The following is a 20,037-nucleotide window of genomic DNA, read 5'->3' as shown; positions in this document are numbered from 1 at the left end:
GGCGCTGTCGTTTATTGTTCCCCGCCCTAGCTTGACCCATGCTCCATAGCCAACAGAGAGCTGCCGAAAAGGCCTATCAAGTCAGGTACGGACGCTGGTGGCACAAGGCCTACCCCGCGAATTGGGTAAATTGGTAAAACCAATTGACAACGCCGAATAAAGGCACAGTAGAGTCGCGCCACTACAGTGTCAAACCTGTTGCCGGCTTTTGCCCAGCAATCCCTCTATACTTTGGTATTACAGGAAATTAACGGCGCCACAAGCTATTGAATTGCTAGCAAGTATCCACAGACTGTATGACGTCTCATCATGCTCATTTTTTGGTAATACCAATTTCTAAGCGGTACACTCTGGACACATCTCACAGACCAGTGACGCCCACATGGCTTACCAACCCGTGCGCCAGCCACGCCTGGCCGACGTGATTACCGAACGACTCGAGGCGCTGATTCTTGAAGGCAGCCTGACGCCAGGCCAGCGACTGCCTCCCGAGCGCGAGCTGGCTGAGCGCTTTGGCGTATCGCGTCCGTCTCTGCGAGAGGCCATCCAGAAACTGGCTGCCAGGGGGCTGCTGGTAAGTCGACAGGGTGGTGGCACCTACATCACGGAATCCTTGAACAGCGGCTACAGTGATCCGCTGCTGGAAATGTTGTCGCGACACGGTGAGTTCCACCTGGATCTTCTGGAATTCCGTGATGCCATGGAAGGCCTGTCCGCCTACTATGCGGCGCTGCGCTCCACACCCACGGACAAGGCACTGTTGATCCAACGCTTCGAGGAACTCGAGGTCGCCTTTCTCGGCGAGGACCCCAAGGGCGAAGCCAAGGCGGACGCGGCCTTTCACCTGGCGATCGCCGAATCCGCCCATAATGTCCTGCTGCTGCACACGATTCGCGGCATCTTCCACCTGCTGGAGCGCAGCATCGTGGACAACCTGGCCCACCTGTTCGAGAAGCCCGAGTCGCGCCCGCGGCTCATGACCCAGCACCGGGCGTTGCTCGACGCCATTCTCGAGGGCCGCGCAGAAGATGCCCAGGCACGCTCCCACGAACACCTGGTCTATGTCGAGGAAGGCCTGCTCGAGATGGAACGCGCCGAAACGCGGGCGCAGCGAGCGCTCAGACGGGCCCAGGTGATGCCTCCGAGACGGTCACTCTAGGCGATGATGAGCGGGCATAAGACACGCCACCGGCGTCCGCTGACCCTGGCCCTGCTGGCCGCGCTCATCCTCGGCCTGGCGCTGGTCATCTGGCAAAGTGCGGATATCGCCAGGGAGCGCGCCCTGACCACCCTGCAACGAGATGCGCAAACCGAATTGAGGCTATCGGCCACCGGCCTCACCGGCTACCTGTCCCGCCATGAATATCTGCCAGAACTTCTCGCCACGCGGGAGACGGTCAAGCGCTACCTGAGTGCACCCGACGACCAGAACGCCATGCCGCTCAACCGGTTGTTCAATCGTTTCAGAAGTACCACCGGGGTGTCGGACATTTACCTGCTCGATGCCGAAGGCACAACGCTGGCGGCCAGCAACTGGCACCGCGAAGATACCTTCATCGGCGAAAACTACCGCTTTCGCCCCTACTACCAGGATGCCATTGCCGGGCACTATGGCCGCTTCCACGGCCTCGGCGTAGTCTCCATGGATCGTGGCTACTACTTTTCGGCCCCGGTCTGGCTGGATGACACCGCACCGGACGCGACCCCCGCCGGCGTCATGGTGGTCAAGATTCGCGTCGACGCGCTGGAAGCCAGCTGGCAAGGCCCAAACTCCAGCCTGCTGGTGGTCGATCAGAACGGTATCGTGTTCATGTCCAGCCAGCCAGAACTGAGACTTACGTCGCTCGATCCTCTCAGCCCCGAGCGCCTTGACCAGCTGCGCTCATCCCGTCGCTACGCCGACGAGCCGCTGACCGCCAGCCACCTGTTCACCCACGACCAGCTGGACCAAGGGGCACGCCTGGTGGGCTTTACCCAAGGCCCGCTGGCCGACCAACGGTATCTGAGCGTTACCCGCGACTTTGCGACGCTTGGCTGGCAGATGCATATTCTCAAGCCCATGGGCCCGGTCAATGACGCCCAGTGGCAAGCCATGCTGATGGGCGGGGGGCTGTATGGCTTGCTGGCCTTGGCCTGCGGCGTTGGCTGGCAACGGCACCGACTTCGTCGCGAGCGCGAGGCCTTTGCTGAACGGGAACGCACCACCCTGGCCAAGGCCAGAGATGAACTGGAGCGCAACGTCGCCAGCCGCACCCAGGATCTGGTCGCCAGCAACCAGCGTCTGTCCGCGGAAATCGATGAGCGCCGGCGCACCGAAGCCACCCTGCGACAGACCCGCGACGAGCTGATCCAGGCGGCCAAGCTGGCCGTTCTCGGTCAGCTGGCTGCCGGTATCAATCATGAGCTGAACCAACCGCTGGCCGCGATTCGCGCCTACGCAGAGAATGCCCGAGGCTTTCTCGCCCGGGAACGTCTGGACACGGTCGACACCAATCTGGGCGAGATCATTGAACTCACTGGACGCATGGCCGACATCAGCGCCCAGCTGCGCCAATTCTCACGCAAGAGCGGGGAGCCACCGAGCCCAGTGTCCACCCGTGCCTGCATTGACTATGCGCTGCGACTGTTCAAGACACGTCTGGACGAGCAGCATGTCGACGTCGTGTTCGACCTTCCCGACGAAGCACCATGGGTGCTGGCTGACCTGGTCCGGCTGGAACAGGTGCTGGTCAACCTGATCGGCAATGCGCTGCAAGCCATGGCCCACGTCGCCGAGCCAAAGCTTGTCCTCGGTGTCGCGGCCACCGAGGACAGCATTACCATCAGAGTGGATGACAACGGCCCCGGCATTCCGGAACCACAACGACGCCAGGTCTTCGAACCCTTCTACACCACCAAGGCACCCGGTGCCGGACTTGGCTTGGGGCTGTCCATCTCTGCCCGAATCATTGATGATCTGGGGGGACGGCTGGCCGCCAGCGTCTCGCCACTGGGCGGTGCACGCTTTACCATCGACCTTCCGCGGGCCGCCAGCACCCCGGCTCCCGGTTCCATGCCCTACCAAGAGAAGCCGCCCCATGTCTGATGCCCCCCCCGTGATGATCATCGATGACGAGGAGCACCTGAGGGTCACCCTTGGCCAGACCCTGGAGCTGGCGGGCTACCACCCCGAGCCCTTCGCCAGTGCCGAACAGGCCCTGGCCACGTTGAACAAGGACTTCTCTGGCGTGGTGATCAGCGACATTCGCATGCCTGGCATGGACGGGATGGCCCTGCTCAAGGAAATTCGCCAGCGTGATCCCGACCTTCCCGTGGTGCTGATTACCGGCCATGGCGACGTGTCCACCGCGGTGGAAGCCATGCGCGAGGGGGCCTGGGACTTTCTCGAAAAGCCCTTCCCCAGTGAACGACTGAGTGAGGTGGTTCGGCGCGGCATCGACAAGCGCCGGTTGAGCCTGGAGAACCGCTATCTCAAGGCGGAGCTGGAGGCCCAGCAGACGGCACCCGGCCCCCGCCTGGTCGGGCGCACGCCGGCCATCAAACGGCTATCCTCCATGGTGCAACGCATCAGCCAAGTGGAAGCCGATGTGCTGTTGTTCGGCGAGACAGGCGCCGGCAAGGACCTGGTGGCAAGGGCGATTCATGAACGCAGCGCCCGGGGCGGCAGGCCCTTCGTCGCCATCAACTGCGGCGCTGTGCCGGAAAGCACCATCGAGTCGGAGCTGTTCGGACACGAGAAAGGCGCCTTTACCGGCGCCGTGGAAAGGCGTATTGGCAAGTTCGAGCACGCCGAGGGGGGCACTGTCTTCCTCGATGAAATCGAATCGATGCCGCTGGCTCTCCAGGTAAAGCTGCTGCGGGTGCTGCAGGAACGGCAGGTGGAGCGGCTTGGCAGCAACACGCCTGTGGCGCTGGATATCCGGGTCATTGCCGCGACCAAGATCGACCTGAGAGAGGCCGCCGAAGCGGGCGAATTCCGGGAAGATCTCTACTACCGCCTCAACGTCGTCACGCTGTCGATCCCGCCCCTGCGTGAGCGACGCGAAGACATTCCCCTGCTGTTTCAGCACTTCGCGGCGGTCGCGGCCAGCCGCAGCGGCATGGAAGCGCCTCCCCTGGACGCGCCTGGAGTCTCGGTGCTGCTGGCCCACGACTGGCCCGGCAACGCCCGCGAGCTGCGCAACCTGGCGGAGCGCTACGTGCTGCTCGGCAGTACCTGCGACTATCGCCTCGACGCCTTGATGGAAGGCGTCGGCAGTGACGGCGGCGAGCTTCCCCTGCCCCGCCAGGTCGAACTCTTCGAAAAGCAGCTGTTGAGTCAATCGCTGGCACGACATCATGGCCGGATCAACGACGTGTGTGAGCATCTGGGACTGCCGCGCAAGACGCTGTACGACAAGCTCAAGAAACATGAGCTCAAGCCAGATGACTATCGCCAGCGCGATGACACCAGTGCGACGCCCTGATCGAGCAACCCCTGCAGGACATCCCAGGAAGGCAGCCAAGGCGCAAGACTCAAGGTGACGCACAGCATCGCCACAGAATTGCCAGGGTCGCCCCAGTCGAACGGCTTGAAAGCGGTGCCGAAGGAACGCTTCAGGCGCGCCCCATCCAGGTCCACGCTGTACAGCTCGTCGAGCAACAGGTGGATGGCAAACCCCATGGTCAGCGCCGCCCCGTGGGCCCAGGCCATGGCATCAGGCGGGGCAAACAAGCGATGACTGATGGCACTCGTGGCAAACCCGCACATCGACGCTGCCAGCAGTGAATGCCACAGGCCACGATGAACCGTGAAGCGGGCGAATATCGCCCCCGCCAGATAGCGCACCGCCAGATAGATACCTCCGCAGACCAACAGCAGGGTGCCGTCGCTCAGCCGCTCCTGCAGCATCACCGCCCCGGCCACCACCGCAGGCACCGCCAGCAGGTTGAAGACCAGCCGGATGGCCTTGGAACTGTCCGAGTCGATATCCGGCAAAATCCCACCCAGGGTGGTCAGCGCCAGAATCGGCAGGCTATCGAGCGCCGACCATAGCCCCGCCTGCCAGCCTCCATGGGCCAGCACCGCGCCGCCGGCGGCGGCCACGCTGAGGTGGGTGCGGAAGTTGGCCATGCCGGGAAGGCTCCTCGAAAAACATACAGCACTGGATAAATGACCAGATTATCGCCCGGCAGTTCAATAGAAACAATTGGTTGGAATGAACATGAGCATAAAAAAACGCTGCCTTGGCAGCGTTTTCTGATGTGCTCTCGTTGCGGCACCGACGTTAACCGGCTGCATTTTCCTCAAGATACTGATCCTTGAGCTTCACGTAGTTGCCGGCGGTATAGGGGAAGAAGGCCCGCTCACTGTCCTTCAAGGGGCGCAATGCCTTGGCCGGGTTGCCGGCATAGACGTATCCGCTTTCCAGCCGCTTGCCGGGCGGCACCACGGCGCCGGCGGCGATGATCACCTCATCCTCGACCACCGCCCCGTCCATCACGATGGCCCCCATGCCAACCAGGATCCGATTCCCCAAGGTGCAGCCATGCAGCACGGCCTTGTGCCCGATGGTGACCTCATCACCGATGGTCAAGGGCCAGCCCCCCGCATTGAAATCGCTGGCATGGGTGATGTGCAGTACGCTGCCATCCTGCACGCTGGTGCGGGAGCCGATGCGGATGCGGTGCATGTCACCACGAATCACCGCCATCGGCCACACCGAGCAGTCATCTCCCAACACCACGTCACCCAGCACCATGCACTGGGGGTCGACGTAGACCCGCGCCCCCAGCACCGGCGCCTTGCCCTGCCAGGAGCGGATCACCGGAAAACCGGGAGCGGGCGACGACACGGGGGAGCCAGACGCTGCGTTGTGGTTACTATCGGTCATGCTCGGCACTCCTTATCAGCTATTCGTGAGGCGTGGCTCGTACAAGGACAACACGGTCAGCGGCGGCTACAGCAGGCTGCTGAACAGCACCACCAGCACCAGCGGAATGGATATCCAGCGAACGACCGCGCGCCACACGCGAAAGCCGTTGGGACCAGCATCCAGCGCCCGCAGCGCCTCGCGCTCAGGCATTACCCACGCGGCAAAGATGGCGATCAAGAGGCCGCCGAGGGGCAGGAATATCTCGGGCGGGATGGTGCTGACCACGCCAAAGAAGTTCATGCTGCCAATCACGTGGACGTCACTCAAGGTAGAAAACGACAGCACACATAATAGCCCCACCAACCACACGCAGATGCCCACCGCCAATGCCGCCAGACGACGACTGAGACCCCATCCCACCAGGGTCGATACCATCGGTTCGGCCAGGTTGATCGACGACGTCCAGGTCGCCAGCAACAGCAACAGGAAGAACAACCCAAGCCAGAAGGCACCGCCAGGCAGATCCGCAAAGGCCACCGGCAGTGTGACAAAGACCAGGCCAGGGCCTTCGCCAGGATCCATGCCCTGGGTGAACACCACCGAGAAGATGGCGATACCGGCCAGCAGCGCGACCAGCACGTCCAGCACCGCCACTGCACCGGCGGCACCGGGCAGGCTTTGATGGTCAGGCATGTAAGCGCCGTAGGCCATCAAGGCACAGGCTCCCACCGCCAGGGTGAAGAAGGCATGGCCCATGGCATGGACGAAGACCATCGGCGTCAGCGCCGAAAAATCCGGTGTGAACAGCCATGCCATGGCGGGACCAAAACCGTCCATGGTCACGGCGTGGCCAGCCAGCACGATCAATAACAGATACAGCGCAGGCATCAGCAGGTTGTTGAGACGCTCGAGCCCCTTGGCCACACCCGCGGCCACCACCACCATGGTCATGACCAAAAACAGGGTGTGGTTGAACGTCATGCGCAAAGGGTCTGCGAGAAAGGCGTCGAAGCCAGCGCCGATCTCCGGGCCACTCTCGCCGGCAAAGCCGCCGCTGAAGGCGTTGACCATGAAATCAATGGACCAGCCGGACACCACCGAGTAGAACGACAGAATACAGAAGACGGTAAAGGCCCCGAACAGACCAAGCCACTTCCAGTGAGTCGAGGTGCCACGCTGGCGTGCCAGCTCCGCCAACGACTGCATCGGGCTCCTGCGTCCGGCCCGGCCGATCATGATCTCGGCCATCATCACGGGCAGGCCCAGCACCACCACAAACCCCACATACAGCAAGAGGAAGGCAGCTCCCCCGTTTTCGCCGGTGATATAGGGGAAGCGCCATATATTGCCGAGGCCCACGGCGGCCCCGGTCACGGCCAGGATAAAGGCGCGGCGCGAACTCCAGCGTTCCAGCGTCTGGTTCATGGTCTTTCGGTGTCCACATCGAGAAAAACGAAGGGCGCAAGACTAGCACATTGAAACAGGCGACAGTCGCCCGCATTTACTGAACCATTGTCGAATTCGAGAGGTGCACATGTCCCGCAACCCGCTGCTTGAACGCCACACCCTGCCGCCCTTCGGTGAGATTCGCCCTGAGCATGTCGCCCCGGCGGTCGACACCTTGCTTGAGGAGCTGCGCGACGGTGTCGAAGCACTGGTGGCTGAAGCCGAGCAAGCGACGCCCACCTGGGCCAGCCTGGCGGCGCCACTGGAGGAGTTGAGCGATCGCCTGGCACAGGCCTGGTCGCCGGTCTCCCACCTCAACTCGACCATGAGCACCCCTGAGCTGCGTGAGGCTCACGATGGCTGTCTCGAGAAGCTCTCCGCCTACAGCACCTGGATCAGCCAGCATGAAGGGCTGTTTCGTGCCTGGCAGGCGCTCAAGGATAGTCCAGACTTCGCGACCCTCAGTGACGCCCAGCAACGCGCCGTGAACAACGCACTGCGTGATTTTCGCCTGGCAGGCGTCGACCTGCCGGCCGACAAGAAGCAGCGCTCGGCGGAAATCCGCTCACGCCTCTCGAGCCTATCCAGCACCTTCTCCAATCAGCTGCTGGATGCTACCCAGGCCTGGTCGCTGGACCTCGAGGACGACAGCCGTCTGGGGGGGCTGCCCCAGAGCGCCCTCGATACACTGGCAGCCAACGCTGAGTCCAAGGGCAAGAAGGGGTATCGCATCACCCTCGACTTCCCCAGTTTCTTCCCGGTGCTTTCCTATGCCGAGGACCGCGAACTGCGCCGAGAGGTGTACACCGCCTTCGTCACTCGTGCCTCGGACCAGGGGCCCAATGCCGGCGAATATGACAACGCCCCGATCATGGAAGAAACCCTCGCACTGCGTCGCGAGATGGCCGAACTGATGGGGTTTGCGACCTACGCCGACTACTCACTGGCCACCAAGATGGCCGACAGCCCCAGCCAGGTCGTCGGCTTCCTCGACGACCTGGCCGAGCGCGCGCTGGACCAGGGCCAGCAGGAATTCAGCGAGCTGGATGCCTTCGCCAAGGACACCTTGGGTCTGGAGGCTCTGGCCCCCTGGGACATCGGCTTTGCCAGCGAGAAGCTGCGTGAAGCGCGCTACGCCATTTCCCAGGAGCAGCTGCGTCCCTACTTTCCGGCCCCCAAGGCGGTTCAAGGCCTGTTCAGCGTGGTGGAAAGGCTCTACGGCGTGCAGGTCGAGCGCGACAGCGACGCTCCCACCTATCACCCAGATGTGGGCTTCTACCGGCTGTATGAAAACGGCGCCCCCATCGCCGGCTTCTACCTCGACCTTTATGCTCGCGAGGGCAAGCGAGGCGGAGCCTGGATGGATGAATGCCGTGTCCGCCGTCGCCGCGACGGTGAGCTGCAGCTGCCGGTGGCCTACCTGACCTGCAATTTCACCCGCCCGGTCGGCGACAAGCCGGCACTGCTGACCCACGATGAGGTCACCACGCTGTTCCATGAGTTCGGGCATGGTCTCCATCACATGCTGACCCGCCAGGACGTTGCCGATGTTTCCGGTATCAATGGGGTTGCCTGGGATGCCGTCGAGCTGCCTAGCCAATTCATGGAGAATTTCTGCTGGGAGCGTGAGGGGCTTGACCTGATCTCTGGACATGTCGAGACCGGCGAGCCGCTGCCTGACGAGCTGTTCGACAAGCTGATCGCAGCCAAGAATTTCCAGTCCGCCATGGGTCTGCTGCGCCAGGTAGAGCTGTCGCTGTTCGACTTCCGCCTGCACCTGGAACCAGCGGCGCCCAGCGCGGCGGAGATTCAGGCGCTGCTGGATGACGTGCGAGCGAAGGTATCGGTGGTCCCCAGAGTCGACTTCAACCGCTTCCAGAATAGCTTCGGTCACATCTTCGCCGGCGGATACGCGGCAGGTTACTACAGCTACAAGTGGGCAGAAGTGCTGTCCGCCGATGCCTGGAGTGCCTTCGAGGAAGCCGGCACCTTTGACGCCGAGACCGGTGCTCGCTTCCGCCGCGAAATCCTTGAGCAGGGTGGAGCCCGTGACGCCGCGGACCTGTTCAAGGCCTTCCGCGGTCGCGATCCCAGTATCGAACCGCTGCTACGCCACAGTGGTATTCGCGCCGCTTGATACCCGTGACCATCGACGCCTCCGCATCTGGCGGAGGCGTCACCCTATACGGAGACAACGATGACCGTAAAGAAACGTTTCATCGCCGGCGTGGTCTGCCCACGCTGTGCTGAAATGGACCGCATCCGCGCCTGGGAGCAGAACGGCGTGCGCTACAGAGAATGCGTCAGCTGTGACTTCTTCGAGCAGCTGCCGATCGAAGACGACGTGCTCGAGGAGCTGGCGACACGGGTCAATCAGGAACACGACGCCCCAGCGGCAGAAGAGATTCAGCCAGTGCGCATTCTCGATCCCGGCAAGCGCCACTGACTCAGAAAGCGGTACTGACTCAGAAAGCGGTACTGACCCAGAAAGCGGAACTGAAAAGCACTGCAGGATACCCCGTCCCGACCCCTTGCCACCGTCCTGGTAGATCACTACGCCGCCAGGACGTGCCGTGCCTAGGCCAACATGCGGATTTCCGCACACCCACTTCGGCCATCCGTGCGAGATATCGGACATGAGGCGTCACAGCGTTTTCGACTATTGTCTAAATAAAAAATCATAAAAACTTGAATTTATTAGCCTTTTGTTAAAAAGGCACACCCCTTGCGATGTTTATTGCGTTGACCGACTGACGGCCAACTGCCATCTCATTTCGTCATCTCTGACTACGCTTGAGATCGCAGCACCGTCATCACGACCCATAATCACAACGTCCATCGCATTGGGAGACATTGCATGAGCACCTCCACTCGCCTCCTCACCGGCGTCCTCGCCACCACGTTTGCCGGCACCCTGCTGGTCTCCGCTGCTGCTCAGGCAGATCGCGAAGACTGGCCTGAGAGCTTCACCGTTGGCACCGCGAGCCAAGGCGGCACCTACTTCGTCTACGGCTCCGGCTGGGCCAACCTGGTCGCTGACCAGCTCGGTCTGTCCGGTGGCGGCGAAGTCACCGGCGGCCCGACACAGAACCTGGCCCTGGTACACGGTGGCGATGTCGCCTTCGGCCTGACCACCATGGGTCCGGCTTCCGACGCAGTGAACGGCAAGAGCCCGCTGGCCCCTGGCATCCAGATGGACAACGTCTGTGCCCTGTTCCCGATGTACGAGACTCCGTTCTCCATCACCGCCCTGTCCGACAGCGGCATCACCTCAATCTCCGAGATTCCCGACGGCGCCCGTATCGGCTTCGGCCCGGCAGCCTCCACCTCCGACACCTACTTCCCGGCCATTCTGGAAGAGCTGGGCGTCAACTTTGATCGCCGCAACGGAGGCTGGTCTGACCTTGGCGGCCAGCTGCAGGACGGCCTGCTCGACGTGATTGCCTTTGCCGCCGGCATTCCGATCCCTGCGGTCAGCCAGCTCGAAGTGCAGACGGACGTCAACATCATCGAATTCACCGAGGAAGAGCAGCAGCAGATCCTCGAGGCCTTCCCGGTCTCGGCCTTCCAGATCCCGGCCAGCACCTACACGACCCTCGAGGAAGATGCCCGTGCGGTGTCCATGTGGAACTTCGCCATCGCTGGCTGTGACCTGCCGGAAGACTTTGTCTACGAGGTCACCAAGGTAACCATGGAAAACAACGACAAGATGCTGGACGTGCACCGCAGTGCCGCCACCACCATCCCTGACAACATTCAGTACAACACCGTGCTGCCGTTCCACCCCGGCGCCGCGCGCTGGTACGAAGAAAACGGCTACGAGATCGATCCGTCTCTGGTCAAGCAGTAACGCTATTACCCGCCCGCAGCCAGGCTGCGGGCGGGGCACTGGCCGGTCGTTCGTTTCCCAAGGTATCGCTCCATGACTCACACCCCCGATTCTCCCCGCGACGAGCAGGCGACCGACACTCCGGTCGAACCCATCGTCGCCTCGGGCGTCGACGACGAAGCCGTCGAACCCAATCGTCGTCTGTTCGAAGGCGGCAAGTGGTGGCTATTCGGCATTCTGGCCGTGGCCTATACCGTCTTTCACCTGGTCTCCCTCAATATCTATCCCATCGAGACCTGGTCGTTCCGCATTATCCATATCGCCGGCGCCCTGATCCTCGGCTTTGGCCTGTATACCGGCTCCCGCTTCGTTGAGGAGGGCCAGGATGGCGCCCCCCGCTGGGCCAGCATTATTGCTCTGGTCCTGCTGGTGCCAGCCGCCTACGCATTGCTGCAGACGGTGCTGATGCAGCAGACCATGGCAGGCGGCGCCATGCGCATCGATCCTGCCATCGAAAACTGGCACTACGGCGCCCCCCTGATCATCGCCACCCTGGGGGCCATCGCGCTGTCATGGATTCCTCGCCAGGCGCGTCATCAGCTGTTGCTTGCTGACGTGGTGCTGATGGTCTGTGCCGCCGCCGTGGCAGGCTACCTGCTGGTGGTCTTCAACAGTCCGTTGCGCGCCTCGACCGGCACCTCATTTGCCCCCATGGGTATCAGCTGGGCCGCCATCGCCGGTTCGCTGCTGATCCTGGAGCTCACCCGCCGTGTCGCCGGCCTGGCCCTGGTCGTCATCTCGGCGATCTTCCTGGCCTACGTGTTCATGGGCCCCTGGCTGCCGGGCTTCCTCGGCTATCCCGGGCTGTCACTCGGACGTTTCTTCAGCCAGGTCTACACCGATGCTGGCATTCTGGGGCCGACGACCGCCGTGTCATCGACCTATATCATCCTGTTCATCATCTTTGCCGCCTTCCTGCAGGCGTCGAAGGTCGGCGACTACTTCGTCAACTTTGCCTTCGCCGGTGCCGGTCGTGCGCGCGGCGGCCCGGCCAAGGTCTCGATCTTTGCCTCTGGCCTGATGGGCATGATCAACGGCACCAGTGCCGGCAACGTGGTATCCACCGGCTCGCTTACGATTCCGCTGATGAAGAAAGTCGGCTACCCCGCACGAAGCGCCGGCGCCATCGAAGCCGCTGCTTCTACTGGCGGCCAGATCATGCCGCCGATCATGGGTGCAGGGGCCTTTATCATGGCCGAGATCACCGGGATTCCCTATACCGAGATCGCGGTGGCGGCGCTGATTCCTGCCATCCTGTACTTTGCCTCCGTCTACTTCATGGTTGACTTCGAGGCGGCCCGCAAGGGCATGCGTGGCATGCGCAAGGAAGAAATTCCCCAGTTCTCATCGCTGATCAAGCAGGTCTATCTGTTTGCTCCGATCATCATCTTGATCGTGGCCTTGTTCATGGGCTACTCGGTGATCCGTGCCGGCACCCTGGCCACCGCTTCCGCGGCTGTCGTCAGCTGGCTGTCGCCGCACAAGATGGGAATACGCTCCATCCTTCGCGCCTTGAGCCTGGCCGGCACCATGTCGATCCAGATCATCGCGGTGTGTGCCTGCGCCGGCCTCATCGTCGGGGTCATCGCGCTGACCGGTGTGGGTGCTCGCTTCTCCTCCCTGCTGCTTGGATTGGCCGGCGTCAGTCAGCTGCTGGCGCTGTTCTTTGCCATGTGCATCTCGATCCTGCTGGGCATGGGCATGCCCACCACGGCGGCCTATGCGGTGGCAGCATCGGTGGTCGCCCCCGGCCTGATCGATATCGGCATTCAGCCGCTGGTCGCCCACTTCTTCGTGTTCTACTTTGCCGTGGTGTCTGCCATCACGCCGCCCGTGGCCTTGGCTTCCTATGCCGCAGCAGGCATTTCCGGTGACAACGCCATGGGGACCTCGGTGGCCTCGTTCAAGATCGGCCTGGCGGCCTTCATCGTGCCGTTCATGTTCTTCTACAGCCCGGCCATGCTGATGGAAGGCGACTGGGCGCAGATCCTCAGGGTAGGTACCACTGCGACCATCGGTATCGTGCTGCTGGCAGCTACCGTACAAGCCTGGTTCTTTGGCCCGGTCAAGGCCTGGCAACGCCTGGTGATGCTGGTGGGCGCCCTGTGCCTGATCTACGGCGGCATCATCACCGACCTGGCGGGTCTTGCCATTGCCATCGGCCTGTTCTTCATGCAGCGCGCCAGCGGCGGTGGCGCCAGAAGTGCCACGACTGGCTGATACACGCTCAGTGCGCCGATGTGACGTCAACTAACCTCGCCCCGCCATCTGGCGGGGCGTTCTTTTGGCCACTCGCGACGGGCCATGAGGCCCACCAACGACGAAGGCCCCGCCAATGGCGAGGCCTTCGTTCTTGTTATCGTGGTGGCCCGCATCGGGCCAAGGGTCCAGCGTTGTTGTTATATGAGCGCCGAAGGGCAACCCGACAGTCAATGACCGGCGAGATTGTCAACGATCTTCAGCGTCGGCTCTGCCTGGTTCAGGGTGTAGAAGTGCAGGCCGGGAGCGCCGCCATCCAGCAGCCGCTGTGCCAGGCGCGAGATCACCTCTTCACCAAAGGCCGCGATAGACGCGCTATCGTCACCGTAGGCTTCCAGCTGCTTGCGAATCCAGCGCGGAATTTCCGCCCCGCAGGCGTCAGAGAAACGCGCCAGCTTGGAATAGTTGGTGATCGGCATGATGCCGGGAATGATCGGCGCTTCCACGCCCAGCTGGCGCGCTCGCTCGACGAAATGGAAATAGGCGTCCGCAGTGAAGAAGTACTGGGTAATCGCCAGGTTCGCTCCGGCGTTCATCTTGCGCGCAAAATTCTGGAGATCCGCCTCGAAGCTAGGGGCCTGAGGATGCGACTCGGGATAGGCGGCCACCGCGATCTCGAAGTGATCCCCGGTTTCCTGCCGGATGAACTCTACCAGTTCATTGGCATAGCGCAGCTCACCGATCCCCCCCATACCCGAGGGCAGATCACCGCGCAGCGCCACCAGGCTATTGATGCCCTGTGCCTTGTAGTCTGTCAGCAGATCCCGCAGCTGGGCTTTCTCGCTGCCGATGCACGACAGGTGCGGCGCGGTGGTGATACCGCTATCACGCACGGCATTGACGGTCGCGATGGTACGGTTCTGCGTCGAGCCGCCGGCGCCGTAGGTGACGGAGAAGAACCGCGGGTTACGCTCGGCCAGAAGATCCCTGTTGCGCATCAATTTCTCCCGCCCGGCATCGGTGTTCGGAGGGAAAAATTCAAAGCTGATGCCCAACGGGTGCTCTTGTGCGCTCATAGCCAGTGGTCCTTATCGCGAGTGGCGGATCACCGCCACAGGGTGCCCGATCATGTGATGTCCGCCATTGTGACGACTCCACCGCGTGACCACCAATGAAAGTTTCGCGAGTGAACTTCAATTTCTTTCATATAAAAAAAGAGAAATTGATAACCATAAATTCTAAAGACTCCTGTGGCTGGCGTCATCAATGGTCTACTGACACCCTCACTGCCAACGGGCATCATGTTGGCTTCGCCACTCACTCAAGGATGATGTTCATGGCTGTCGACCCCAGCTCACTGATGGGCCCACTATGGACGCTGCTCGCCTTCGTCGCATTAGGGGTACTGGCAGCCAGGATGTTGAGAGTGGATGCTCGCCCCGTGGCGACACTGCTGGTCTACCTGATCGCCCCGCTGACCTTCTTCAGAGCCCTGGTGCTGGGTGGGCCAACCCCCGCCTACCTGGCGCTGACAGCAGCCTTGTTCGTGATCGCAAGCCTGGTGGCAATGGGCGTCAACCTACTGGGCAAGCGTTGGCTTCCAGATGAAGAGGGATCGGTGCTGGCCTTCTCGGCGGGCACCGGCAATACCGGCTACTTCGGCCTGCCTGTAGCGCTGGTGCTGCTGCCGCCCTCGGGCGTCACGCTGTATCTGTTCTGCGCTCTCGGCGTCACCCTCTACGAGTTCACCGTGGGCTTTTACCTTAGTGCCAGAGGGCGCTTCTCAGTGCGCGACAGCCTGCTCAAGATTGTCCGACTGCCACTGGTCTACGCGTTCCTGGCAGCGCTGCTGGTGGAAGGCGTTGGCATTCACGTACCCGCCGAGGTCACCGATGCCATGGCGGTGTTTCCTGCCACCTACACCCTGCTCGGCATGATGATCATCGGTATGACGCTGGGCCGCGTATCGCCGCGCTCGCTGGACGGTCGTTTCATTGGCGCCTGTGTGGCAGTGCGCTACGCCCTCTGGCCAGTGCTGATGCTGATAGCCGTTGTGCTGCTGCAACTGACCATCGGGCTAACTAGGGATATGGCGCTGGCATTATTGCTGGTCGGCGTCGTGCCCATGGCCGCCAACGTGGTGGTGGTGGCCATGGAGCTGGGTATCGCCCCAGAAAAAGGCGCGCTGGCGGTGCTCATCACCACCCTGGCTGCGCCCCTGGTCATCCCGCTATATCTCAGTGCCATGCTGGCACTGGTGGGACTGAGCTAGCCCGAGGTCCTACCCGGAAAAACGGGTTCTACCAGAACCGCCTGGCCTGAGGGGCGCGCCCTTAGCCGTTCCACGTACGCGCGGACGCGGGGGACCGCCTCGACCAGGGGCCGAGCAGGCGGCGTGGCCACCATGTAATCCAGCATGGGGGCCGCCAGCGCATCCGCCAGAGTGAAGTCATTCCCCGCCAGATAGTCTCTTCCCTCCAGCCGTGCGTCGATAATCCCCAGCATCTTCTGCGCGTCCGGGGTGGCTTCACTCAGTTTGTCTGCACGCACCTGGCCATTGGCGCCCCTGGGGAACACCAGTTCCAGCAAGTAGCGTCTGACGATGGCCTGGTCCACCTGGGTGGCCAATGCACTGCACCACTGGTCCACCACGGCACGCTCCCAGATATCCGTTGGCAGCAGCGCTGGGCCCTCAAAGGCGGCGTCCAGATAACGACAGATGGCAACACTTTCATAGAGGCGCCGCTCGCCATGCAGCAAGACCGGAATCTTGTCGAAGGGGTTGAGTGCAAGCAGCTCGGGCGTGTGCAGCCCCACGGAGATACCATCGGCCTCAAGGCCAACGCTGTGCTCTATGCCCTTCTCATGACACACCAGCATCACGCTACGCACGAAGTTCGAGAACGACGGACCTACTATGTAGACACTTGCCATGCCAACCTCCCCTATCTATCAGACACGGAACCGCCGGCAGTCGCCGACGTCTGCTGTGTGAGTCGTACTCACTCGTCTTGCAGCATGGCCGCTGGCACCATATGTTCAACAACATATTTTGTCGCCGGATACCGCCCATGCCCTGGAGCAACGAACGCAAGCGCGAGACCCGCCATCGCATTCTCGATGCAGCGGCCCGCTGCTTTACCCAACGAGGCTACGATGCCGTCAGCATCGACGAGGTGATGGCCGACGCCGGCCTGACCCGGGGTGCCTTCTACGCCCACTTCGACAGCAAATCATCGCTCTACGCCAATGCCATTCGTCATGCGGCCAGACGTGGGGCCATTGAGCTCGAGCAGCTCGAAAGTCGAGAAGCGCGTATCGATGCCTATCTGAGTCAGTCCCTCGACAAGGACGAGGTGGCCTGTCCGCTGGCCTGTCTAGTCAGCGATGTAGCACAGCGCGACGAGCAGGTACGCTCCACCTACACCGCCCTGCTGGAAGGCTTTCTGGAGCGCTTTCTCGGGACCTCAGAGATGGACAGCGACGCGCGAAAACGCGCGCTCGGTCAGATGATTGCGATGATCGGCAGTCTGGCCATGGCACGCACGGTCAATGACCCACGACTGGCAGAGGAATTGCTGGAGGCCGGCAGAACGCTGGCAAAGGCCAGCGAGCTAACCGGCGGCCGCGGCGCCGCTGTCGGCCAAGAGGCCTGAACAACGAACGCTGAGTCAGGCCGGGCAAGCGAACGGGGGCCTCTCGATGGCGGGTAACAGCCCGCCCTTCTCGGCCCTTCTCAACCCTTCTCAACCCCTCTCAGGCCCCCGCCAGGGCACCCTCGGGGCAGGCACGTGGCATCGCGGGTTCGGCCTCGATCACACGCCCCTCCCAATCGATCAATGCCAAACTGCCATCGGGACGCTCAATGAGAGCCGTGCAGTGCTCTACCCAATCACCGTCATTGCAGTACAGCACGCCATTCTGGGCGCGAAAACCGGCCTTGTGGATATGCCCCCCCACATAGCCATCCAGACCTTCTCGGCTGGCCTGATGGATCGCGGCCTGCTCAAACTGCTGCACGTACCGCTGCGCGGCACCGATACGGCCTTTCACCGCGGCTGCCAGTGACCAGTACGGCAAGCCCAGCAGACTGCGCGCCTTGTTGCACCAACGGTTAAGCGAAAGCACGAACTGATGCATGCCATCACCCAAGGCCATCAACCATGGAGCCAGGCGTACGTGAGTATCAAACTCGTCACCGTGACTGACCAGCAGACGACGCCCGTCGGCGGTTTCGTGGATCGCACGACGCTCGATACGCACCCTATGCATGCGCAAGCCACAGAGTTGGCGCAGCGCAGCGTCATGATTTCCGGGAATATAGATGATCTCGCATCCGCCCTTGGCCAAGCGCAGGATGCGCCCTACCAGCCGCTGCTGTTCGGCAGGCAGCGCAGCGCGTCGATGCATGGCGATCAGATCGATGACATCTCCGACCAGATACAAGCGTTCGGGGCGAACTCGGCGCAGTAACCGCGACAGCAGCGCTGCCTGACAGTCGCGAGTGCCAAGGTGAAGATCGGAAACAAACAGGGTACGGGCGGTCAGTGACGTGGCCATGAGCATCCTCCTGTGACGCCCTAAAGCCTGTCTCTTCTTGGTGACAGCGGCGTGGCGTGGCCGTGACGATCCGATGACCGCAGGGCGCACTACTGCGCCAATGTGCCTGCCACGTCGGTAGCGCCATCATCCACCGGGTGGGACTCAGCGAATCCCGCCACGCCGCCCCCCGCCAGCTGCTGCGTCAACGCTTGCACCTCCGGGTGCATCACAAACCGGCGCCAGCGCGCCGCGCCCACGCTTCCAACCCCTTCACGAGCCAGCCAGTCCCGCTGCGTCATTGCGACCAGCCCGCTCCAGCTATCGCTCTCGTCCAGATCCCCCGTCGCGGGAGCCCCTAGCGCCCGAATCCAGCGGCTGAAGCTGCGATCAGGTGTACGGGAGAAAACGTCAAACAGACGCTGCGCGGTCACTGGCCCGATGCCATCGACCTGGGCCAGCTGCTGTGGCGTCAGCCGTTGCCAGGCGAGCAGGTCATCGATCAACCCCGCCTCCAGCAGTGCCCGCCAGGTACCCTCACCGACGCCATCCAGATCCAGCGCCGCCGCTTCGCTCAACCACTCCAGGCGAGCCAGAAACTGCTGGTAGCAGTCAGGCGTGGGATGCCAGCAGCTGAGAAAGTCATAGTCCGCCGGGTCTGGAAGCGTCAGTGGAGCACGCTGGGGGGCTCGCCAGGCAACGCTCTTCACCTGAGGAATGATCAAACCAGCAAGCTGAATGACGGCCTGGTCCCCAGGGCGCAGGTCCCACTGGCGCCAGCGCTCCAGGCTACCCAGACTGACCTGGCTCAGCGTGCGCCCGTCGATGGTCACCGGCACCAGCCGTGCCACCGGAGTGATCCTTCCACTACGCCCGATCCGGAAGTCGATGCCGGCGACCTCCGCCAGGGCTTCCCGTGGCGGATACTTCCATGCCAATGCCCAGGTTGGCGGCTGGTCCGTCCAGGATGCTGCGCCAGGGCGCCGGCCGCGTTTCACCACCACCCCATCGGTGGCGAACGGCAACGGCGTGTGATGCCAGCGATCGCGCCAGTCGGCAACCTGAGATGGCATGGACACCAGATAGCTGTACTGCGCTACCAGGCCTAGGCCCAGCGCCTCAAGGCCTGCGAGGCGATCTTCCATGTCGTCAGGCCCGGCTGGCCAACCCCAGATGAACACTCCGATACGCTGCCCCTGTTCCTGTGTCAGCGCATCACGCGCCAGCCATCCGGCGATCCGGTTGCGCGCACCGCTGCCACCCTGGGTCCGCTGTACGTGCTGGGACAGTCGCTCGAACAGCTCTCCCTGAAACACCAGGGTGCCGTCATTGGCCCATGCAGACCAGGCGTCAGGTAGGTGCTTGGGGATGGCGTCTATCATGGCAGCGTGGTGAGTCCAGCGACGCCCATCATGGCGGTTGCCACGGCTGACAAGACCCGCCAACTGACCGTCCCGATAGATCAACGTCATCGCGACGCCATCGACCTTGGGCTGTATCCAGATATCTCGTGTACAGCCGCTCGCCCTCGAGGTTGCCAACTCCACCGCGGCGGCAGTCGAGAGAGCGTCAACGGTACCGGCGTCAAACAACGGGTCGCGAGACAATGCCTGGTCCTCGCTGGCAACAGGTCTGGCGCTGGCAGTCGCCGGAGGCTCCGCGCATACTCTATCCAGCCACTGCTCCACCTGGCGGATATCCTCGGCCTTGCGCAAGCCTCCATGAGCCACCGGATGTGCCAGCTGCTGGTCAGACAGCGTCTCATCACCAGACAGCGTCTCGTCAACAGACAACGAGGCGCCTGCCTCTGCAGCGTCGGGAACGGCGAGCGGAAAGCAGACACCTAACTCCTGATAACGCTGCCAGGCCTGGTCGAACACATCGTCACTGACCGGTGAGCTACCATCTTGCCGATAGGCAAGCTCCCAGGCATCGAGCCGCTGCTTTCTCTCGGCAAGTTGCTCGCTGGCAATAGCGTGGGACCACGCGGGACATTCGGCCATGGCAGCCCCGGACAGCGGCCACCACATCAGCAGTAGTATCCATGGGAGCAGAGCGCGCCATCCAGAGATGACGGCGCTGATGACGCGGATATCCTTGCTGCGCATC

Annotated in this window: 16 protein-coding genes; 9 read left to right on the top strand and 7 right to left on the bottom strand. The window is 62.5% G+C overall.

The features are described 5' to 3' along the window. The first annotated feature begins 382 nt into the window (after positions 1-382). The 3 genes from KUV86_RS08830 to KUV86_RS08820 are packed head-to-tail and all read left to right on the top strand — an operon-like array spanning position 383 to position 4,466. Positions 383-1,159 carry a GntR family transcriptional regulator gene (locus KUV86_RS08830; protein ID WP_206942550.1) on the top strand — a complete coding sequence of 259 codons (777 nt, stop codon included), beginning with the start codon at positions 383-385 and terminating at the stop codon, positions 1,157-1,159. Positions 1,160-1,162: 3 nt separating this feature from the next. Further along, a complete protein-coding gene (locus KUV86_RS08825) occupies positions 1,163-3,085 on the top strand; it encodes an ATP-binding protein (protein WP_224851885.1) in 1,923 nt (640 codons plus the stop codon). After that, positions 3,078-4,466 (top strand): sigma-54-dependent transcriptional regulator, encoded by a 1,389-nt coding sequence (locus KUV86_RS08820; RefSeq protein ID WP_206942549.1) that lies wholly within the window; start codon positions 3,078-3,080, stop codon positions 4,464-4,466. The genes KUV86_RS08825 and KUV86_RS08820 overlap by 8 nt, the downstream gene beginning before the upstream one ends. Here the strand turns inward: KUV86_RS08820 and KUV86_RS08815 are convergent. From KUV86_RS08815 to KUV86_RS08805, 3 genes are all read right to left on the bottom strand, one after another. After that, complete coding sequence (locus tag KUV86_RS08815) at positions 4,430-5,113, bottom strand: metal-dependent hydrolase (RefSeq protein WP_222484458.1); 684 nt, start codon at positions 5,111-5,113, stop codon at positions 4,430-4,432. The two genes, KUV86_RS08820 and KUV86_RS08815, sit on opposite strands and share 37 nt — an antisense overlap. Before the next feature lie 154 nt (positions 5,114-5,267). Beyond that, on the bottom strand, positions 5,268-5,873 hold the full coding sequence (locus KUV86_RS08810) for a gamma carbonic anhydrase family protein (RefSeq protein WP_261397571.1): 606 nt from the start codon (positions 5,871-5,873) through the stop codon (positions 5,268-5,270). Between the two features lie 66 nt (positions 5,874-5,939). Further along, a complete protein-coding gene (locus tag KUV86_RS08805) occupies positions 5,940-7,280 on the bottom strand; it encodes a sodium-dependent transporter (protein ID WP_222484455.1) in 1,341 nt (446 codons plus the stop codon). A 109-nt stretch (positions 7,281-7,389) separates the two neighbouring features. On the opposite strand from KUV86_RS08805, the gene prlC reads away from it, so the two are divergent. The 4 genes from prlC to KUV86_RS08785 all read left to right on the top strand — a co-directional run bounded on the left by prlC (position 7,390) and on the right by KUV86_RS08785 (position 13,410). Beyond that, positions 7,390-9,438, top strand: coding sequence for an oligopeptidase A (gene prlC / locus KUV86_RS08800; protein WP_222162124.1), 2,049 nt, complete (start codon positions 7,390-7,392; stop codon positions 9,436-9,438). A gap of 60 nt (positions 9,439-9,498) precedes the next feature. Beyond that, a complete protein-coding gene (locus tag KUV86_RS08795; protein WP_206942541.1) occupies positions 9,499-9,747 on the top strand; it encodes a YheV family putative zinc ribbon protein in 249 nt (82 codons plus the stop codon). 411 nt (positions 9,748-10,158) lie between these two features. Beyond that, entirely contained in the window at positions 10,159-11,151 is a 993-nt protein-coding gene (locus tag KUV86_RS08790; RefSeq protein ID WP_206942540.1) for a TAXI family TRAP transporter solute-binding subunit, read from the top strand. Between the two features lie 72 nt (positions 11,152-11,223). Next, the gene (locus tag KUV86_RS08785; RefSeq protein ID WP_222484453.1) at positions 11,224-13,410 is read left to right on the top strand and encodes a TRAP transporter permease; all 2,187 of its coding nucleotides are present in this window, start codon (positions 11,224-11,226) and stop codon (positions 13,408-13,410) included. Between the two features lie 209 nt (positions 13,411-13,619). Here the strand turns inward: KUV86_RS08785 and metF are convergent, their stop codons facing one another. Beyond that, complete coding sequence (gene metF, locus KUV86_RS08780; RefSeq protein ID WP_222484451.1) at positions 13,620-14,465, bottom strand: methylenetetrahydrofolate reductase [NAD(P)H]; 846 nt, start codon at positions 14,463-14,465, stop codon at positions 13,620-13,622. Positions 14,466-14,725: 260 nt separating this feature from the next. Between metF and KUV86_RS08775 the strand changes: the two genes are divergently transcribed. After that, a complete protein-coding gene (locus KUV86_RS08775; protein WP_206942537.1) occupies positions 14,726-15,661 on the top strand; it encodes an AEC family transporter in 936 nt (311 codons plus the stop codon). Here the strand turns inward: KUV86_RS08775 and KUV86_RS08770 are convergent. Beyond that, positions 15,658-16,323, bottom strand: a complete 666-nt coding sequence (locus KUV86_RS08770; RefSeq protein ID WP_222484450.1) for a glutathione S-transferase family protein — start codon at positions 16,321-16,323, stop codon at positions 15,658-15,660. The two genes, KUV86_RS08775 and KUV86_RS08770, sit on opposite strands and share 4 nt — an antisense overlap. Positions 16,324-16,460: 137 nt before the next feature. Between KUV86_RS08770 and KUV86_RS08765 the strand changes: the two genes are divergently transcribed. Further along, the gene (locus KUV86_RS08765) at positions 16,461-17,045 is read left to right on the top strand and encodes a TetR/AcrR family transcriptional regulator (protein ID WP_222238035.1); all 585 of its coding nucleotides are present in this window, start codon (positions 16,461-16,463) and stop codon (positions 17,043-17,045) included. A 100-nt stretch (positions 17,046-17,145) separates the two neighbouring features. Here the strand turns inward: KUV86_RS08765 and KUV86_RS08760 are convergent, their stop codons facing one another. Then, positions 17,146-17,949: a UDP-2,3-diacylglucosamine diphosphatase gene (locus KUV86_RS08760; protein WP_222162128.1), complete on the bottom strand. Its 804-nt coding sequence runs from the start codon at positions 17,947-17,949 to the stop codon at positions 17,146-17,148. An 89-nt stretch (positions 17,950-18,038) separates the two neighbouring features. Continuing rightward, a complete protein-coding gene (gene ligB, locus KUV86_RS08755) occupies positions 18,039-20,036 on the bottom strand; it encodes an NAD-dependent DNA ligase LigB (protein WP_222484449.1) in 1,998 nt (665 codons plus the stop codon). Position 20,037: the final 1 nt, after the last annotated feature.

Source organism: Halomonas sp. DP8Y7-3, from assembly GCF_019801675.1.
Taxonomy (GTDB): domain Bacteria; phylum Pseudomonadota; class Gammaproteobacteria; order Pseudomonadales; family Halomonadaceae; genus Halomonas; species Halomonas litopenaei_A.
The sequence above is the reverse complement of the archived record's forward strand: the minus strand, read 5'-3'. Positions and strand labels throughout refer to the sequence as shown.

Bases quoted from the DNA above. Each gene is read 5' to 3' on its own strand.
- KUV86_RS08830 (WP_206942550.1), top strand. From the start codon at position 383: ATGGCTTACCAACCCGTGCGCCAGCCACGCCTGGCCGACGTGATTACC.
- KUV86_RS08825 (WP_224851885.1), top strand. From the start codon at position 1,163: ATGATGAGCGGGCATAAGACACGCCACCGGCGTCCGCTGACCCTGGCC.
- KUV86_RS08820 (WP_206942549.1), top strand. From the start codon at position 3,078: ATGTCTGATGCCCCCCCCGTGATGATCATCGATGACGAGGAGCACCTG.
- KUV86_RS08815 (WP_222484458.1), bottom strand. From the start codon at position 5,113: ATGGCCAACTTCCGCACCCACCTCAGCGTGGCCGCCGCCGGCGGCGCG.
- KUV86_RS08810 (WP_261397571.1), bottom strand. From the start codon at position 5,873: ATGACCGATAGTAACCACAACGCAGCGTCTGGCTCCCCCGTGTCGTCG.
- KUV86_RS08805 (WP_222484455.1), bottom strand. From the start codon at position 7,280: ATGAACCAGACGCTGGAACGCTGGAGTTCGCGCCGCGCCTTTATCCTG.
- prlC (WP_222162124.1), top strand. From the start codon at position 7,390: ATGTCCCGCAACCCGCTGCTTGAACGCCACACCCTGCCGCCCTTCGGT.
- KUV86_RS08795 (WP_206942541.1), top strand. From the start codon at position 9,499: ATGACCGTAAAGAAACGTTTCATCGCCGGCGTGGTCTGCCCACGCTGT.
- KUV86_RS08790 (WP_206942540.1), top strand. From the start codon at position 10,159: ATGAGCACCTCCACTCGCCTCCTCACCGGCGTCCTCGCCACCACGTTT.
- KUV86_RS08785 (WP_222484453.1), top strand. From the start codon at position 11,224: ATGACTCACACCCCCGATTCTCCCCGCGACGAGCAGGCGACCGACACT.
- metF (WP_222484451.1), bottom strand. From the start codon at position 14,465: ATGAGCGCACAAGAGCACCCGTTGGGCATCAGCTTTGAATTTTTCCCT.
- KUV86_RS08775 (WP_206942537.1), top strand. From the start codon at position 14,726: ATGGCTGTCGACCCCAGCTCACTGATGGGCCCACTATGGACGCTGCTC.
- KUV86_RS08770 (WP_222484450.1), bottom strand. From the start codon at position 16,323: ATGGCAAGTGTCTACATAGTAGGTCCGTCGTTCTCGAACTTCGTGCGT.
- KUV86_RS08765 (WP_222238035.1), top strand. From the start codon at position 16,461: ATGCCCTGGAGCAACGAACGCAAGCGCGAGACCCGCCATCGCATTCTC.
- KUV86_RS08760 (WP_222162128.1), bottom strand. From the start codon at position 17,949: ATGGCCACGTCACTGACCGCCCGTACCCTGTTTGTTTCCGATCTTCAC.
- ligB (WP_222484449.1), bottom strand. From the start codon at position 20,036: ATGCGCAGCAAGGATATCCGCGTCATCAGCGCCGTCATCTCTGGATGG.